General features: G+C 30.9%; 10 protein-coding genes and 9 pseudogenes. 11 read left to right on the plus strand and 8 right to left on the minus strand.

Annotated features, from left to right (window positions below; genetic code table 11):
• The first annotated feature begins 67 nt into the window (after window positions 1–67).
• From proC to argH, 6 genes and pseudogenes are all read left to right on the plus strand, one after another.
• A pseudogene (gene proC, locus ACZ1HD_RS09480) lies at window positions 68–869 on the plus strand (pyrroline-5-carboxylate reductase).
• Window positions 866–1,995: pseudogene (locus ACZ1HD_RS09485) on the plus strand (aspartate aminotransferase family protein). Before proC ends, ACZ1HD_RS09485 begins: the two co-directional pseudogenes overlap by 4 nt.
• Window positions 1,989–2,916: pseudogene (locus ACZ1HD_RS09490) on the plus strand (Rossmann-fold NAD(P)-binding domain-containing protein). The pseudogenes ACZ1HD_RS09485 and ACZ1HD_RS09490 overlap by 7 nt, the downstream one beginning before the upstream one ends.
• Window positions 2,917–2,919: 3 nt before the next feature.
• Window positions 2,920–3,702 carry an acetylglutamate kinase gene (gene argB, locus ACZ1HD_RS09495; protein WP_472687300.1) on the plus strand — a complete coding sequence of 261 codons (783 nt, stop codon included), beginning with the start codon at window positions 2,920–2,922 and terminating at the stop codon, window positions 3,700–3,702.
• Window positions 3,702–4,770 (plus strand): annotated as a pseudogene (locus ACZ1HD_RS09500) (M20 family metallo-hydrolase). The gene argB and the pseudogene ACZ1HD_RS09500 overlap by 1 nt, the downstream one beginning before the upstream one ends.
• A gap of 101 nt (window positions 4,771–4,871) precedes the next feature.
• Window positions 4,872–6,145, plus strand: a pseudogene (argH, locus tag ACZ1HD_RS09505) (argininosuccinate lyase).
• A 64-nt stretch (window positions 6,146–6,209) separates the two neighbouring features.
• Here the strand turns inward: argH and ACZ1HD_RS09510 are convergent.
• From ACZ1HD_RS09510 to idi, 5 genes are all read right to left on the minus strand, one after another.
• Window positions 6,210–6,410 carry a hypothetical protein gene (locus tag ACZ1HD_RS09510; RefSeq protein WP_472687301.1) on the minus strand — a complete coding sequence of 67 codons (201 nt, stop codon included), beginning with the start codon at window positions 6,408–6,410 and terminating at the stop codon, window positions 6,210–6,212.
• 104 nt (window positions 6,411–6,514) lie between these two features.
• Window positions 6,515–6,805, minus strand: a complete 291-nt coding sequence (locus ACZ1HD_RS09515) for a hypothetical protein (RefSeq protein ID WP_472687302.1) — start codon at window positions 6,803–6,805, stop codon at window positions 6,515–6,517.
• A gap of 47 nt (window positions 6,806–6,852) precedes the next feature.
• Window positions 6,853–7,602 carry a metallophosphoesterase family protein gene (locus ACZ1HD_RS09520; protein ID WP_472687303.1) on the minus strand — a complete coding sequence of 250 codons (750 nt, stop codon included), beginning with the start codon at window positions 7,600–7,602 and terminating at the stop codon, window positions 6,853–6,855.
• 107 nt (window positions 7,603–7,709) lie between these two features.
• Window positions 7,710–8,123, minus strand: a complete 414-nt coding sequence (locus ACZ1HD_RS09525; RefSeq protein WP_472687304.1) for a 6-pyruvoyl trahydropterin synthase family protein — start codon at window positions 8,121–8,123, stop codon at window positions 7,710–7,712.
• Window positions 8,116–8,634 carry an isopentenyl-diphosphate Delta-isomerase gene (gene idi, locus ACZ1HD_RS09530; RefSeq protein ID WP_079736756.1) on the minus strand — a complete coding sequence of 173 codons (519 nt, stop codon included), beginning with the start codon at window positions 8,632–8,634 and terminating at the stop codon, window positions 8,116–8,118. The genes ACZ1HD_RS09525 and idi overlap by 8 nt, the downstream gene beginning before the upstream one ends.
• 121 nt (window positions 8,635–8,755) lie before the next feature.
• On the opposite strand from idi, the gene ACZ1HD_RS09535 reads away from it, so the two are divergent.
• From ACZ1HD_RS09535 to ACZ1HD_RS09555, 5 genes and pseudogenes are all read left to right on the plus strand, one after another.
• Window positions 8,756–9,445: a peptidylprolyl isomerase gene (locus tag ACZ1HD_RS09535; protein ID WP_472687305.1), complete on the plus strand. Its 690-nt coding sequence runs from the start codon at window positions 8,756–8,758 to the stop codon at window positions 9,443–9,445.
• A gap of 44 nt (window positions 9,446–9,489) precedes the next feature.
• A pseudogene (locus ACZ1HD_RS09540) lies at window positions 9,490–11,128 on the plus strand (peptide chain release factor 3).
• A complete protein-coding gene (locus ACZ1HD_RS09545) occupies window positions 11,085–12,668 on the plus strand; it encodes a hypothetical protein (protein ID WP_472687306.1) in 1,584 nt (527 codons plus the stop codon). The pseudogene ACZ1HD_RS09540 and the gene ACZ1HD_RS09545 overlap by 44 nt, the downstream one beginning before the upstream one ends.
• A gap of 52 nt (window positions 12,669–12,720) precedes the next feature.
• A complete protein-coding gene (locus ACZ1HD_RS09550) occupies window positions 12,721–13,653 on the plus strand; it encodes a peptidylprolyl isomerase (RefSeq protein ID WP_375240451.1) in 933 nt (310 codons plus the stop codon).
• A gap of 150 nt (window positions 13,654–13,803) precedes the next feature.
• Window positions 13,804–14,523: pseudogene (locus ACZ1HD_RS09555) on the plus strand (flavodoxin family protein); the annotation flags it as partial.
• 66 nt (window positions 14,524–14,589) lie between these two features.
• Here the strand turns inward: ACZ1HD_RS09555 and leuB are convergent.
• The 3 genes and pseudogenes from leuB to leuD all read right to left on the minus strand — a co-directional run bounded on the left by leuB (window position 14,590) and on the right by leuD (window position 17,867).
• Window positions 14,590–15,643: pseudogene (leuB, locus tag ACZ1HD_RS09560) on the minus strand (3-isopropylmalate dehydrogenase).
• 78 nt (window positions 15,644–15,721) lie between these two features.
• Window positions 15,722–17,240 (minus strand): annotated as a pseudogene (locus ACZ1HD_RS09565) (alpha-isopropylmalate synthase regulatory domain-containing protein).
• Window positions 17,241–17,267: 27 nt separating this feature from the next.
• A complete protein-coding gene (gene leuD, locus ACZ1HD_RS09570; RefSeq protein ID WP_472687307.1) occupies window positions 17,268–17,867 on the minus strand; it encodes a 3-isopropylmalate dehydratase small subunit in 600 nt (199 codons plus the stop codon).
• Window positions 17,868–17,878 lie beyond the last annotated feature (11 nt).

Genomic DNA, 17,878 nt, shown 5'->3' on the forward strand with positions numbered 1-17,878 from the left:
TGCCACATATGGCAAAAAAAGATATAACGGAAAGCGCGACCTTTAGGTAACGCCCAAAAAAATAAAAATGAAAATAGCAATTATAGGTACAGGAAATTTAGGAAAATCTATTGCAAAAGGTTTAATTACCAACAATGCAATTACTTCTTTATACCTTACAAAAAGAAATATTGATGGTATTGCAGAGTTTGAAGGATACACAAATGTTTTTTTAACTACAGATAATATTAACGCTGTAAAAAATTCTGATATTTTAATTTTTGCAGTTCAACCTGCACATTTTGAAGGAATTTTAAGAGATATAAAGCCTTATTTAACAGAAAAACATGTAGTTATTTCTACAATAACTGGTTTTTTAATTCCGCAAATAGAAGAAGAAATTGGTGCTGATAAATTTATAATTCGTGCAATGCCAAATACGGCTATTGCAGTTGGTAAATCTATGACGTGTATGTGTAGCAACCCACAAGGTGAAAAACGTATTAAAATTGCAGAAGCTATTTTTAATCGGCTAGGACATTCTTTAAGTATTCCGAGAAAGTCAAATGCAAGCTGCAACCGTGGTTTGTGCTAGCGGAATCGCTTTTTGGATGCGTCTAATAAGAGCCACAACTCAAGCTGCTATTCAGTTAGGTTTTGATGCAAAAGAAGCGCAAGAATTGGCAATGTTTACTAGTGAAGGCGCTGCAAATTTATTAATAACTAACGGCAATCATCCAGAAGAAGAAATTGACAGAGTTACAACACCAAAAGGTTGTACTATAGAAGGTTTAAATGAAATGGAACATAAGGGTTTGAGCTCTTCTTTAATACAAGGTATGGTTGCTTCTTTTAACAAAATTAATAACATTAAAAAAGAACAAATATGAGTTTATTTAATGTATATCCATTATTCGATATCACTCCTGTAAAAGCTAAAGATATATATGTTTTTGATGAAAACAATACAAAATATTTAGATTTATATGGTGGTCATGCAGTAATATCTATTGGGCATTCGCACCCAAAATATGTAGCGGCAATATCAGAACAAGTTTCTAAATTAGGTTTTTATAGCAACTCGATTCAGAACCCGTTACAAAAGGCATTAGCAGAAAAATTAGTTTCGTTTTCTCGGTTGCAAAGATTATGAATTATTTTTATGTAATTCGGTGCAGAGGCTAATGAAAATGCTTTGAAACTAGCCTCTTTTCATAACCAAAAGAAAAAGTTATTGCATTTAAAAACGGATTTCACGGTAGAACTTCTGCAGCAGTTGCGGCAACAGACAACGCAAAAATTATAGCACCAATTAACGCGCAACAAGAGGTAGAAATTTTAGAATTAGGCGATTTAGTTGTCTTAGAAAAAGCATTAGCTAAAAACGATGTTTGTGCAGTAATTATAGAATGTATACAAGGTGTTGGTGGTTTAGATGAAAGTAATACCGCTTTTTATGAAGGCGTAGATCTTTTATGTAAAAAATACAATACTTGTTTTATTGCTGATGAAGTACAATCTGGCTTTGGAAGAACAGGAGACTTTTTTGCTTTTCAAAAATACAATGTAACACCAGATATAATTTCAATTGCAAAAGGTATGGGAAACGGCTTTCCTATAGGTGGTATTTTAATTCATAAAAATATTAAAGCTTCTTATGGTTTATTGGGTACAACTTTTGGCGGAAACCATTTAGCATCGGTTGCTTCTTTAACTGTTTTAGAAGTTATAGAAGAAGAAAACTTAATGCAAAACGTCAAAGAAATCTCTGCTTATTTTTTAGAAAAAGCAAAAGAAATATCTGAAATTAAAAATATTAAAGGTCGTGGTTTAATGCTTGGTTTAGAGTTTGATTTTCCGATTGCAGAACTGCGTAAGAAATTAATTTTTAATCAACAGATATTTACAGGTAGCGCAAAAAATCCTAATTTATTAAGAATCTTGCCACCTTTAACAATTAAAAAAGAACACGTTAACGCATTTTTTAATGCTTTAAAAATAGAATTATCATGCTAAATTATACTTCTATCGATGATATAGAAAATATAAATTCTTGGATTAAAGAAGCCCAAGAAATAAAGGCAAATCCTTTAAAAAATAAAGATTTAGGTAAAAATAAAACTTTAGGTTTATTATTTTTTAATTCTAGTTTACGTACACGTTTAAGCACGCAAAAAGCAGCTTTAAATTTAGGAATGGATCCGATTGTAATGAACGTTTCTCGGCGATGCTTGGGGAATTGAATTTGGAGACGGTACAATTATGAATGGTAGCACAGCTGAACATATTAAGGAAGCTGCAGCTGTTGTTTCTCAATATTGCGATATTATTGCGGTAAGAGCTTTTCCGAGTTTAACAGATAAAGAAAAAGACGAATCTGAACAAATCTTAAAGTCTTTTGTAGAATTCGCTTCTGTACCAATTGTTAGTATGGAAAGTGCAACGGGTCATCCGCTACAAGGCTTAACAGATGCAATTACTATTGCAGAATTTTCAACTAAAAAGAAACCCAAAGTAGTTTTAAGTTGGGCACCGCATATTAAGGCTTTACCACATGCAGTTGCAAATAGTTTTACGCAAGCAATGCATAAAATGGATGTTGATTTTGTAATTGCAAACCCTAAAGGATACAATTTAAACAAAAAAATTACTAAAAACACTCCTGTTTATCACAACCAAGAAGAAGCATTTAAAGACGCCGATTTTATATACACAAAAAACTGGAGTTCTTATGAATCTTATGGCGAGGTTTTAGATGTAGAAAATAATTGGACCATTACTAAAGATAAAATAGCTGATGCAAAATTTATGCATTGTCTACCTGTTAGAAGAAATGTTGTTGTAGAAGATGCTGTGTTAGATTCTGATGCTTCTTTGGTTATAGAACAAGCTAACAACAGAACATATGCAGCCCAATTAGTTTTGAAAAAATTCTAGAAAATGCTTAAAGAAAAACTATCAATCATAAAAATTGGAGGAAATATTATCGAAGATGAAACATCTTTGGCTGTCTTCTTAAAACTTTTTTCTAATTTAGAAGGGAATAAAATTTTAGTTCATGGTGGTGGTAAACGTGCTACAAGTGTTGCGTCTAAATTAGGAATAACTTCTAAAATGATTGATGGTAGACGAATTACCGACGCCGAAACTTTAGAAGTTATTACTATGGTTTATGGTGGTTTAGTTAACAAAAACATTGTTGCAAAACTACAAGCTTTACAAGTAGATGCAATTGGTTTAACTGGTGCAGATATTAATAGTATTAAATCTGATAAAAGACCTATCAAAGAAATAGATTTTGGTTATGTTGGTGATGTTAAAGAAATAGCCTCTAACTCTATAAATAAATTAATTAAAGCCGATTTTACACCTGTATTTTGTGCAATTACCCACGATGGAAATGGACAATTATTAAACACAAATGCAGATACAATTACAAGTACAATTGGTGTTGGTATGAGCCAAATTTATGACACATCTATTTACTATTGTTTTGAATTGAATGGTGTTTTACAAGATTTTTCGGATAAAGAATCAGTAATAAAAAATATCGATTCTGAAACATATCAAAATTTACTAAAAAATGGAATTATCTCAGACGGAATGATTCCGAAATTAGACAATTGTTTTGATGCTCTACAAAATGGTGTCCAAAAAGTTCATATTGGCAATACAGCCATGTTCACTAAAGAAAACAACAACTTCACAACTATAACTTTATAATGATTTCTATTGAAAAATTAACAGAAAAAGCAATATCACTTTTAAAAAATCTGATTGAAACACAATCATTTTCATCCGAAGAAGACCAAACAGCAACTCTAATAGAAAATTGGTTTAAAGAGTTTGAAATTCCTTTTAAAAGAACAAAAAATAATGTTTGGGCAACCAATAAATATTTTGATGATAGCAAACCTACATTATTATTAAACTCGCATCACGATACTGTAAAACCAAACTCGGCATACACAAACGACCCTTTTAAAGCTTTTGTAAAAGATGGTAAATTATTTGGTTTAGGTTCTAACGATGCAGGTGGTTGTTTGGTGTCTTTAATAGCAACCTTTACAAATTTTTACGCTTTAAAAGACTTAAAATACAATTTAGTTATTGTTGCATCCGGGAAGAAGAAAGTTCGGACCAAACGGATTAAATAGTATGTTGCCAATAATACCGCATATAGATGTTGCTATTGTTGGTGAACCAACATTAATGAATTTAGCAGTGGCAGAAAAAGGATTGGTAGTTTTTGATGCAGTAGTAAAAGGCACACCTAGTCATGCAGCTCATCCAAATAATAACAATTCAATTTACAATACCATAGAAGTTTTACAGTGGTTTAAAGATTATAAATTCGAGAAATCTTCGAATGCTTTAGGCGATGTAAAAATGACAGTAACTCAAATAAATGCAGGTAAACAACACAATGTTGTACCTGCGCATGTAGATTTAGTTGTAGATGTTCGTGTAAATGATGCGTATTCAAATCAAGAAATTGCAGATATTTTACAAAACCAATCTCCTTGTACAGAGATAAAACCTAGAAGTTTACGATTAAATTCATCTTCTATATCTTTAAATCACGATTTAGTAAAAGCAGGTATAGCAATGGGAAGAGAAACTTATGGTTCTCCTACCCTATCAGATCAATCTGTGTTAAGTTGCCAATCTTTAAAATTAGGCCCTGGCGATAGCACGCGTTCTCACTCTGCAAATGAATTTATATATGTTGCAGAAATTGAAGAAGGAATACAGATTTATATCGAATTACTAAATAATGTAATTGTTTAAAATTATATAATCGTCATTACGAAGAAATATGACGAAGTTATCTCTTCATTAATGATAAGATTTCTTCAATACATTCGCAATGACATCAAAAAATAAAAATTATGAAACTTTGGGATAAAGGGTTTTCAATAGACAAACAAATAGAAAATTTTACAGTTGGTAATGATAGAGAAATTGACATTCATATTGCAAAATATGATGTACAAGCTTCTTTGGCACACGCAATAATGCTAAAATCTATAGGAATTATTTCTACGGATGAATTAAAAAACCTTAAAAAAGTTTTAGAAGAACTGGCAAAAGATATAGAAAACGGAACATTTGTGATTGAACCTTCTTTTGAAGATGTACATTCTAAAATCGAATGGGAATTAACCAACAAGTTAGGTGAAGTCGGTAAAAAAATTCATACAGCTCGTTCTAGAAACGATCAAGTTTTAGTGGCCTTACATCTATACTATAAAGAAAATTTAGCCATTGTAAATGATAAAGTAAAAGCTCTTTTTGATACGTTATTAAATTTAGCTGATACGCATAAAGAGTCATTATTACCTGGTTATACGCATTTACAAGTTGCAATGCCATCATCTTTTGGGTTGTGGTTTTCTGCTTATGCAGAGTTATTAATTGATGATGTTTACGTTTTAAATGCAGTTTCTAAAGTTGTAGATCAAAATCCTTTAGGTTCTGCTGCTGGTTATGGTTCTTCTTTTCCAATAGATAGAGAGTTAACTACTAAAGAATTAGATTTTGCAACATTAAAATACAATGTTGTAGCTGCGCAATTAAGTCGTGGTAAAAGTGAACGTTCTATTGCTGCTGCTTTGGGCGGATTGTGTAATACAATGGCTCGTTTTGCGATGGATGTTTGTTTGTACATGAGTCAGAATTTTGGTTTTATCACTTTTCCTGATGAATTAACTACAGGAAGCAGCATTATGCCTCACAAAAAAATCCTGATGTTTTTGAATTGATCCGTGGAAAATGTAATAAAATTCAGGCTTTACATTCAGAAATGTTATTGATTACAAATAATTTACCAACAGGTTATCATAGAGATTTTCAATTATTAAAAGAAAATATTATTGCTGCTTTTGAAGATGTAAAAGATATTTTAGACATTTTTAATTATGCGATACAACAAGTGATTGTAAAAGATATCGATTTAAATGACGAAAAGTATCAATATTTATTTACAGTAGATTCTATTAATAATTTGGTAGTAGAAGGCATGTCTTTTAGAGAAGCTTATCAAAAAATTGGCGGTCAAGTTCAAGAAGGAACTTATAAACCAGATTTAGGAAAACAACATTCGCATGTTGGAAGTATACATAATCTATCCTTAGAAAAAATTAGAGAAAAATATCCTAAATAATAAATCAAAAAAAACCTTGTTCACTAAATGTAAACAAGGTTTTTTTAAAATTTTAAATGTATTTTTATAAATAGAAATTTACACCAATACTTGCACTAAAAGCATCACCAAAAGATACTTCTTTAGAGGTTATGGCGTACCATAAATAGGTTTCTACAGTACCAACTTCTGCATAAAAATCTGCTCCGCTAAAAATTTTCTTATTCTTAAATTCTTGATGTACTAATCCACCACCAAAAAGTGTAAAATGAAATGCGTTTGGCACGTAATAATCTTCAGGATAAATACTAGGCAGAGAGGTAAATGAATTTGTACCAATTTCATATGATAAAGCAAAACCTGCAATTGGAGTAATTGTTAAGTTTTCGCTTATTTTTTTCTATAAATAGGAAACGTGTTTTTGATTGTTAATAAATGAATTCTGTCTGCTTTAGAAACGGATTCTGGCACATAACCATATAATAATTCTGAATACAAAACTTTATCAAATAACTGATAACCTGCACCTAAAGAAATCATACCAATATTACCGGCAAATTGCGCTTTTACATAATCCGGTACATACCAAGATTTATTTTTAACCGTTTTTTCTTCTTGTGCTATTGTTTTACCAACAAACATTATCAGCATTACTGCCGTAAATAATTGTTTAATTTTCATGTTACTTTAATTCTATAAGTTCAATATCAAAACTGTCTTGTTGTACGCTAATAATTCCGTATTCTCGGTTTTTTAAGTGCCGGAATTACTAAATAGTTTACATCACCTTCTTCATAAAAATATCCGTGTGTATGGCCATGCACAGAAAGTGCAACATTATTTTCTTTTAAAATAGTATTGTACTGGTTTTTCATTTCGTCTGGTAAATCATTACTAACAACAATAGGAATATGAGAAAAAGAAAATACTTGGTTGTAATTTGCATTGTCACTTAACTCGTTAGACAACCATTCAAAATCAGGATCTTTATTGCTTTCCCAAATAATATCGTCAAACATTACAAACTTGTTGTTATTAAATTCGAAAGAGTAATTGTAATCTCCAAACATTTCTTTGTAAATCAATGCTCCTTTAGAGTTATAATCATGATTACCAATTACAGTAAAATAAGGTTTGTTTAAATTTTTCATGATATCATAAAAAATTTCAAACTCTTTTAAAAGTGCTTGATCTGCAATATCACCTCCAAAAACAACAAAAGCAATATCTTCTCTATTATTGATATCTTCTACTACAGATCTTAAGTTATTATAGAAATAATGAACATCTGTAACAAAAGCGAATTTAAAATCTTGATTATTTTGCTCTAATTCTGCTAAAAGTTTTAAGTTTTTTGCTGTTGTATTTTTTTCTGAACTATTTACTCCTGCTTCATACACACTGTATTCAAAAAGATTTTCGCAAGCAATAAATATTGTAATAATGCTTAATAGCATTACTAGTTTAAAATTTTTCATTTTATTAAATTAATATATGATTTTATAAATGTTTAATTCATTAACAATTCTAATAGACGGTACTATTAAAAAAACTTACAGAATTAAAAGTAAAGTTATGTACGCTGTTATTCTCCGGAATAACTTACAAAGTTTCTTAGGGTTTCGTACAACGTAATTTTTAAATCTAAATTAGTTGGTAATAACTTTCTTAACTTATTGTAGGTAACAACACAAATGTTTTCTGCTGTTGGATTTAATTCTTTAAACTCCGGTACTTCTAAATTTAAATTTTTATGATCGAAACAGTCTTCAATTTCAGATTTTATATGATTTCTTAAAATTCCTAAATCATAAACATAACCAGTTTCTTTATCAATTTCACCAGTTAAAGAAACAATTAACTCGTAATTATGACCATGAAAATTAGGATTACTGCATTTACTAAAAACTTCGAAGTTTTTATCGTCGCTCCAATCTTTTCTGTACAATCTATGTGCAGCGTTAAAATGTGCTTTTCTATGAACTGTAACTTTAGGCATTTGTTAGTTTTTCGTAAGATTTATCAAAAATAATTTTAAACCACTCTGTATAATTCGTAGGATTTTCTTCGATGTCTTTTTTAACATCATCTAATAACATCCATTTGTAAGCTTCTACTTCTTCTTTATTAATGTTGGGTGCATCATTATATTTACCAACCATAACATGGTCTAATTCATGTTCTGTTAAGCCGTTATCAAAAGGTGCTTTATAAATAAAAGAAAAAACTTCTTTTATATCTGTTACAAAACCCATTTCTTCTTGCAATCTTCTTTTACCAGCTTCTAGGTTACTTTCTCCTTCTCTTTGATGTGAACAACAAGTATTTGTCCATAACAATGGCGAGTGATATTTAGATGCTGCTCTTTGTTGTAGCATTAACTCTCCGTTATCATTAAAAACAAAAACCGAAAAAGCTCTGTGTAACAATGCCTTTTCATGTGCTTCTATTTTTTCCATTAAGCCTATTTGCTTATCGTTTTGGTCTACTAAAATTACTTGTTCTTTCATTATTGCAAAAATAAGGAATACAAGTATCAATAAATCATAAAAATTGATTAAAAACTATAAGATTTTTCTATTCTTTTATATTGATGATTTATATTTGACATTTAAAATGAACTTTTACTCTATGAAATTTTACTTTAAGTTATTATTTTTTATCGCTTTATCTTCTCTATATAATTGCAGTAATTCTGAAATTAAAAATGATAAGAAAAAAACTAAAACAAACATTAAACAAGTTGTAGAAAAGAAAGTAGAAAAGCGTTGGGATAGTTTAAACAAAACAAATGTTGAAGCTTTTTTCACAGAATATGGCAAGCAAAACAAAGAGAATAAAGTCATTATAAAAACCAAATTTGGTAATATTAAACTTCGTTTGTACGATGATGTGCCTATACATAGAGCTAATTTTATTTTTTTAACAAAACTTAAATATTTTAATACAACAGTAATTTATCGAGTAGCTAGAAACTTTGTAATTCAAGGCGGTAACTCAGATGAAACTTATACGCACAATCAAAGAAGATTATACGGCAATTATTTAATTAAACCCGAATTTAAAAGTAACCGAAAGCATAAATATGGTGCTTTAGCAGCTGCAAGACAGTGGGAAAAAAATCCGAATAAATTATCGAGTCCTTTTGAATTTTACATGGTACATAATAGAAATGGTGCACATCATTTAAACAACGAACATACCGTTTTTGGTGAAGTAATTTCTGGTTTCGACACATTAGATAAAATTTCTAGAGTAAAAGTTGGTGTAGATGAATGGCCTGTTGAAGATATTAAAATGACAATAGAAATTTTAGATTGATATTTCTCTTTGTAAAACCTATCTTTGCACCTCAAATTTTGTAGATGAGTTTTTTAGAAGAAATAGCACGTAGAAGAACATTTGGTATAATATCGCATCCAGATGCTGGTAAAACAACATTAACGGAAAAGCTTTTACTTTTTGGTGGTGCAATACAAGAAGCAGGTGCTGTTAAAAACAATAAAATAAAAAAAGGTGCAACTTCAGATTTTATGGAGATTGAACGCCAACGTGGTATTTCTGTAGCCACCTCTGTACTTGCCTTTATTTATAAAGATAAAAAGATAAACATACTAGATACGCCTGGGCATAAAGATTTTGCCGAAGACACTTTTAGAACTTTAACTGCGGTAGATAGTGTTATTGTTGTAATTGATGTTGCAAAAGGTGTAGAACCACAAACCGAGAAATTAGTTGAAGTTTGTAGAATGAGAAGCATACCAATGTTGGTTTTTATCAATAAATTGGATAGAGAAGGAAAAGATGCTTTTGATTTATTAGATGAAGTAGAACAAAAATTAGGTTTAACAGTAACTCCTATGAGTTTTCCTATTGGTATGGGATACGATTTTAAAGGGATTTACAATATTTGGGAGAAAAAATTAATCTTTTTTCGGAGACAATAAAACTTCTATATCCGAAGGTGTTGAGTTTGATGATTTATCAAACCCAGAACTAGATAACATAGTTGGTGAAACTGCAGCAGAAACCTTGCGTGAAGAAATAGAATTGATAAGCGAGGTGTATCCGAATTTGATAGAGATGAATACCTAAATGGTGCTTTACAACCTGTATTTTTTGGATCTGCTTTAAACAATTTTGGTGTAAAAGAATTATTAGATGCTTTTATAGAAATTGCACCGGCACCACAACCTAAAAAAGCAGAAGAACGTTTGGTAGATTCTAAAGAAACAAAACTTACTGGGTTTGTCTTTAAAATTCATGCAAACATGGATCCTAAGCATAGAGATAGACTTGCGTTTATTAAAATTGTATCAGGAACTTTTAAAAGAAACTCTCCTTATTTACATGTTAGAAATGGTAAAAAAGTAAAATTTTCTAGCCCGAATGCATTCTTTGCAGAAAGAAAAGAAATTGTAGAAGAATCTTTTCCTGGTGATATTGTTGGTATTCACGATACTGGTAATTTTAAAATTGGAGACACATTAACAGAAGGAGAACAATTAAACTTTAAAGGAATACCTAGTTTTTCTCCAGAACATTTCCGTTATGTTAATAACGCAGACCCAATGAAATCTAAACAATTATACAAAGGTTTAGATCAGTTAATGGATGAAGGTGTTGCGCAGTTATTTACATTAGACATGAATGGTCGTAGGGTAATTGGTACTGTAGGTGCATTACAATACGAAGTTATTCAATACAGATTAGAACACGAATATGGTGCAAAATGTACCTATGAGAATTTACAAGTTCATAAAGCATGTTGGGTTGAACCGAGAAAACCCTAAGAATGATGAATTTAAAGAATTCAAAAGAGTTAAACAGCGTTATTTAGCAAAAGACAAGCAAGGTCAATTGGTATTTTTAGCAGATTCTGAATTCACAATTCAAATGACACAGAGTAAATACCCAACAGTTAAATTACATTTTACAAGTGAATTCAAAAAATTAGTTTATGAAGAAAATTGTATTACTGATAATCTTATTATTCGCTTTTAAAACCTATTCGCAAAATTATAGTATCAATGATTTAAAAGGGAAAGAGTTAAAAAACAGTATTCGTTTAAATTATATATTAATAGACCAACCAGATATTACATATAATTATGGTGACGGTACTACATATAAATTAGACCCAACAATGGGTTTATTCGGCTTAAACTATAATATTCCTCTAAACGATTGGCTATACACTGGTGCAGGTTTTCATGGTGCCGTTTATGGCGATCAAGGCGGATTATTTACTTTGGGTGTAAATCTTGGGGTTAATAAGAAAATTTATAAAAATTTATATTTTGATGCAAATATTCACTTTGGTGGTGGTGGCGGATTTAGAAGTTTAGTAAACGGTGGCGGAATTATTTACCCAAATATTGGCTTGCAATACAAAACAGATAAGTTTGCTTTTGGTTTACAGTATGGTCATGTAAACTTCTTTACAGGTATTCAAAAAGGAGATAATATTTCTTTTTTTGTAGAAATTCCTACAACAGTAAGAGCTGCTTCTTACAAAGATGCGCAAGAAAGATTTGAAGTAGAAAATACTTTTAGCGATTCTTTTTGGCAGAAACCGGCTGCAAAAAGTGTACAACAAATTACATTTGATTACTTATTTCCTGTTGGATCAACTAGAAATGATGGTTTCGGAAACTTTAACAACACTACTCCTATTACACAAACATTAAGTCTAATAGGTTTCGAATATCAACGTTATTTAACAGAAAGTTCTTTTGTATATGCGCATCTAGATGCTATGTATGGTGGTTTAAGAGCTGGTTTTATGGATGTTTTTATAGGATTAGGTAAAAATTTTGTGCAAACAAAATATGTAAACTTATTTGCCAAAGTTGGTATTGGAGCTGCAGGTGGTAGAGTTTTTCCGGAAGGTGGTTTAACAATGTATCCAAGTGTGGGTGCAGATTTTAAAATCTCTAAAAAGATTGGCGTAAGTCTTCACGGTGGTTATCATAGATCTGTTGGCGGAACTTTTGAAGCTTATACAGCTGGTTTTAGTTTAAAATATTACGGATTAAGTGGTGGTATTAAAGATCCTTATTCTTCACAAAAAATTAAATCTATAAAAACTCAAGGTATTCAAATAGGATTTCAAAATCAGACCTATTATAATGTTGCAATTCTTGATAGACAAGATAATGATTTACAGTTACTAGCTGTAAAAATTAATTATGATATCAACAAACGTTTTTATGTGGCTGGTGAAGCTTCATTTGCTTATTTAGGAGGTGCTGGTGGTTATGCTCACGGAATTTTTGGCCTTGGTATAAAATCTAATAAATTTTTAAATAATAATTTTTCACTATTCTTAGAAGCAGCTGGTGGTGTTGCAGGAGGAGGTGGTGTAGATTCTGGTGAAGGTGTTTTAATTAGACCAACTATCGGTCTTAATTATCATGCTTCAAAAGACTTTTCATTTCAGGTATCCGGCGGTCAAATGTGGTCTCCATTTGGTAATGTGAATTCTACAAACATAAATGTTGGTATTTCCTACGGATTATCAATCTTAAATTCAAAAAAATAAATACAGTTTAAACTGTAAATAATAATAAAGTAAAATAATTAAATAATAAGAAATGAATAACGGAATCTATGCAAAATTCACTACATCAAAAGGTGAAATTTTAGTACAATTAGAACACGAAAAAACTCCTGGTACTGTAGGTAATTTTGTTGCTTTGGCAGAAGGAAATTTAGAGAATGAAGTAAAAGAGCAAGGTACACCTTATTATAATGGTTTAAAATTTCATAGAGTTATTCCTGATTTTATGATTCAAGGTGGTTGTCCTTTAGGAACAGGAACAGGTAACCCTGGTTATAAATTTGATGATGAATTTCACCCGGATTTAAAACATGATGCACCAGGAAAATTAGCTATGGCAAATTCTGGACCTGCAACCAATGGTTCTCAATTTTACATCACTCATGTACCAACACCTTGGTTAGATGGTAAACACACTGTATTTGGTTCTGTAATAGAAGGGCAAGATGTTGTAGATGCTGTTGCGCAAGGAGATGAATTAACTTCTTTAGAAATTATTAGAGTTGGTGCAGAAGCTGAAGCTTTTAATGCTGTAGAAGCTTTTAGAACTTTTGAGGGTGCAAGAGAAAAAAGAGAAGCAGAAGAAAAAGCAAAACAAAAAGAGCTTTTAGACAGTGTTGCTGCTGGTTATGATGAAACTAAAAGTGGTTTACGTTACCAAATTTTACAAAAAGGTGAAGGAAAAAAGGCAACAAAAGGAGCTGGAGTTTCTGTACATTATAAAGGACAATTATTAGACGGAACTGTTTTTGATTCTTCTTATAAGAGAAAACAACCAATCGATTTTAATGTTGGTGTTGGTCAAGTTATTGCTGGTTGGGATGAAGGAATTCAGTTATTACAAGTTGGCGACAAAGCTCGTTTTGTAATTCCATCTAATTTAGCTTACGGTGCTGCAGGTGCTGGTGGAGTAATTCCTCCAAACGCTACACTTATCTTTGATGTAGAATTAATGGACGTTAAGTAATTACATACTTAAAATAATAAAAAGCCTCAATACATATTTTGTATTGAGGCTTTTTTGTTTTTGTTAAAAAAGTTAATTTAAAATCATAACTATTTAATTTTCTTTATATTAGAAATAATTTATTTAATTAATCTAATAAATACTTCTATTGTGAAAAAACCTGACTTTAGTAATTTAAAAGTTATATATGTTAATTGTACTTTAAAGAAATCTCCTGCCAAAAGCCACACCTCTTTATTAATGCAAGTTTCTAAAGACATTTTAAAAAAAGAAAAAGTAGATTTTGAAGAAATTAGATTTATCGATTATGAAGTAGCTAGCGGTGTTTATCCTGATATGACTGAGTATGGATGGAGTAAAGATGATTGGCCTATATTATTTAATAAAATAATTGAAGCTGATATATTAATTGTAGGCACGCCAATTTGGCTAGGAGAAAAATCTTCTGAAGCTCAAAAATTAATAGAAAGATTGTATGCTATGAGTGGTAAAACAAATGATAAAGGTCAGTATTTGTTTTATGGTAAAGTTGGTGGTTGTATAATAACAGGAAATGAAGATGGAGTTAAACATTGTGCTATGGGTATTTTATATTCTTTACAACATGTAGGCTATTCTATTCCACCGCAAGCGGATGCTGGCTGGATAGGTGAAGTTGGTCCTGGACCAAGTTATGGCGATACAGAATGGAAAAATAAAAAATTAGAAAATCCTGTTGGTTATACAAGTGATTTCACAAATAGAAATACCACCTTTATGACTTATAATTTATTACATCTAGCATCATTATTAAAAAGTAATAAGGGATATCCAAGTTATGGTAATTCTAGAGAAGATTGGGATGATGGTGAACGTTGGAGTTTTGAAAACCTGAATATAGATAAATTAAAAAAAGCGTATTCAAAAGAATACGCTTTTTTTAAAACTCTAATTTTTTTATATGTTTTTAGACAACCAATCTCCTACTTCACTTGTTCCGAAAGCTTTACCTCCATCTGCTAAATCTTCGGTAACTATACCCTTATTTAAAGCACTATTTACGGCATCTCTAATTGCTTTACCTTCTTCTTGTAAACCAAAGTTTTCGAACATCATTGCTGCAGATAAAACTGTCGCCATTGGGTTTGCAATATTTAAACCTGTTGCTTGTGGATACGAACCGTGAATTGGCTCAAATAAACCAATATTAGAACCTAAAGAAGCACTTGGCATTAACCCCATAGAACCAGATATAACAGAAGCTTCATCAGTTAAAATATCACCAAATAAATTTTCTGTAATTAAAACATCATAGCTATTTGGCCATTGTACCAAACGCATTGCAACGGCATCTACAAATTCATAAGAAACTTCAACTTCTTGATATTCTTTCTCCATGGCTTGTACAGTTTCTCTCCACAATCTAGAAGTTTCTAAAACATTTGCTTTATCTACGCAGCAAAGTTTTTTACCACGAGTCATTGCTAATTCAAAACCTTTTTTTGCCAATCGTTGTACTTCTGCTCTAGTATAAACACAATTATCAAAAGCTGTTTCACCTTCATCTCTTCTACCCTTTTCGCCAAAATAAATACCACCTGTTAGTTCACGTAAAAACACCAAATCTGTACCTTCAATTCTTTCTCTTTTAAAGGAGATTTATCTAATAAAGAAGGAAATGTAAATGTTGGTCTAACATTAGCAAACAGACCTAATTTTTTACGCATTTTTAATAAACCTTGTTCCGGTCGAACTTTTGCTGATGGATCGTTATCAAATCTTGGATGACCAATAGCGCCGAATAATACAGCATCTGAAGAAGCACAAATTTCATGCGTTTCATCTGGATAAGGTTCTCCGACAGCATCTATGGCTGCAGCACCAGTTAAAGCTGGTCTCCAATTTATCTCATGATTAAATTTTTTTGCAACTGCATCAGATACTTTTACTGCTTGATCAATTACTTCGGTCCAATTCCGTCTCCTGCTAATAAGGCTATATTTAATTTCATTTTCTATTTTCTATTTTCTATTTTCTATTTTGGCTCTTGGCTCTTGGCTATATGCTAATTGCTAAAAGCAAAAAGCTATTATATAATATTTAACATTTTTTCTGTGGCTTTAATTGCAGATACTGTTTGATCTGAATCTAAACCATGTGTTATAAACTCTTTTTCTTCTCTTTGCCAAGTTATAATAGTTTCACACAATGCATCAGAATGACTTCCTGGAGGAATTCTAACAGCATAATCTATTAACTTTGGTAATTCTTTTTTACTATGTATTTTATATAATTTTTTTAATGCATTCATAAAAGCATCAAACTGTCCGTCTCCTTGCGCATGTGCTTCATATAAAATCCCTTCAACTTTCAATTGCAATGTTGTAGAAGGTTTCATTCCTTTTGCATGTCCTAAAACGTAATTTTCGACAACTACACGTTTTTCTATAGTGTCACTATCTAAAACATCAGAAATTATATATGGTAAATCTTCTTGAGAAACAATTTCTTTTTTATCTCCTAATTCTATAATTCTTTGCGTTACTTTTTTTAACTCTTCATCATTTAAACTAAGTCCTAAATCTTGTAAATTCTTTTGAATATTTGCCTTACCAGATGTTTTACCTAAAGCATATTTACGTTTTCTACCAAAACGCTCTGGCATTAAATCATTAAAATAAAGATTGTTTTTATTATCACCGTCTGCATGAATTCCTGCAGTTTGCGTAAAAACATTGGCACCAACCACAGGCTTATTTACAGGAATTCTAAATCCTGAAAAAGTTTCTACTAGTTTACTAACTTTATTTAACGCTTTTTCATTAACATTAACTTCACAATTATCTAAAAAATCACTAATAACTGCAATAACGCTTGCCATTGGTGCATTTCCTGCACGCTCACCCATTCCGTTAATTGTTAAGTGTAAACCATTTACACCAGCTTTAACAGCCTCCATAACATTAGCAACGCCTAAATCGTAATCATTATGTCCATGAAAATCAAAGTGCAACTTCGGATATCTTTCCCTTAAAGCTGTAACATATTTGTAAGTTTCATCGGGAGTTAAAACTCCTAAAGTATCCGGCAATAAAACACGTTCTATCTTTTGATTTGTTAAAAAATCTAAATAAGCTAAAACATATTCTTTAGAATTACGCATTCCGTTAGACCAATCTTCTAGATAAACATTGGTTTTAATACCTTTTTTAGCTGCTAATTCTATTGTAGATGCAATATCTTTAAAATGTTGTTCGGTGTTTTTTTAATTGATGTGTAAGATGATTTATAGAGCCTTTGGTTAATAAATTCTGAACTTTAGCACCCGATTCTAACATCCAATTGATAGATTTACCACCATCAACAAAAGTTAACACTTCGATGTTTTCTAAAAAATGATGTTCTTTTGCCCAAGAAGTAATTTTCTTTACTGCTTGTAATTCACCTTCAGAAACTCTTGCAGATGCAATTTCTAAACGATCTACCTTTAATTCTTCAAGTAATAATTTAGCAATTGTTAATTTTTCTGAAACCGAAAACGACACTCCTGATGTTTGTTCTCCATCACGAAGTGTCGTATCCATTATTTCTATCTTTCTACTAACCATAGTATTTTTAACCTTTAAAAGTTATTCTTAAAATGGTCTAGTTTCTGCAAATGTAGAAATTTCGTTTTCGATGTTTTTTAAATAATCTATATCATCGAAACCGTTTAACATGTTATCTTTTTTGTAAGCATTAATTTCAAAAGATTCAGATTCACCAGTTGCTACCAAAGTAACAGTTTGACTTGGTAAATCTACTTTTATTTCAGTTTTAGGATCTGCCATAATCGCAGTAAATAAAGTATCTGCAAATTCTGTTGAAACCTGTACAGGTAAGACCCCAACATTTAAACAGTTGTTTTTAAAAATATCTGCAAATGCTGATGAAATTACACAACGTAAACCAAAATCATACACAGACCAAGCCGCATGCTCTCTAGAAGAACCCGAACCAAAATTTCTACCTCCAACAAGAATTTTAGAACCTGCATAAATTTCTTTATTTAGAGGAAAATCTGCTTTTGGTGTTCCGTCTTGATTAAATCTCCAATCACGAAAAAAATTGATATCAAAATCTTTACGCTCTGTAGCTTTTAAAAAACGAGCAGGAATTATTTGATCTGTATCTACATTTTCTGTTGGTAATGGATAAGCTGTACTTGTTAGTACATTAAATTTATCGTAAGCCATTGTTTTTATAC

This window comes from Polaribacter sp. HA6-7 (assembly GCF_055693625.1).

Excerpts from the sequence above, each read along its gene's own strand:
- ACZ1HD_RS09515 (WP_472687302.1), bottom strand. The coding sequence starts at position 6,805 with ATGAAAATTAAACAATTATTTACGGCAGTAATGCTGATAATGTTTGTT.
- ACZ1HD_RS09545 (WP_472687306.1), top strand. The coding sequence starts at position 11,085 with ATGAAGAAAATTGTATTACTGATAATCTTATTATTCGCTTTTAAAACC.
- idi (WP_079736756.1), bottom strand. The coding sequence starts at position 8,634 with ATGAAAGAACAAGTAATTTTAGTAGACCAAAACGATAAGCAAATAGGC.
- leuD (WP_472687307.1), bottom strand. The coding sequence starts at position 17,867 with ATGGCTTACGATAAATTTAATGTACTAACAAGTACAGCTTATCCATTA.
- argB (WP_472687300.1), top strand. The coding sequence starts at position 2,920 with ATGCTTAAAGAAAAACTATCAATCATAAAAATTGGAGGAAATATTATC.
- ACZ1HD_RS09520 (WP_472687303.1), bottom strand. The coding sequence starts at position 7,602 with ATGAAAAATTTTAAACTAGTAATGCTATTAAGCATTATTACAATATTT.
- ACZ1HD_RS09525 (WP_472687304.1), bottom strand. The coding sequence starts at position 8,123 with ATGCCTAAAGTTACAGTTCATAGAAAAGCACATTTTAACGCTGCACAT.
- ACZ1HD_RS09535 (WP_472687305.1), top strand. The coding sequence starts at position 8,756 with ATGAAATTTTACTTTAAGTTATTATTTTTTATCGCTTTATCTTCTCTA.
- ACZ1HD_RS09550 (WP_375240451.1), top strand. The coding sequence starts at position 12,721 with ATGAATAACGGAATCTATGCAAAATTCACTACATCAAAAGGTGAAATT.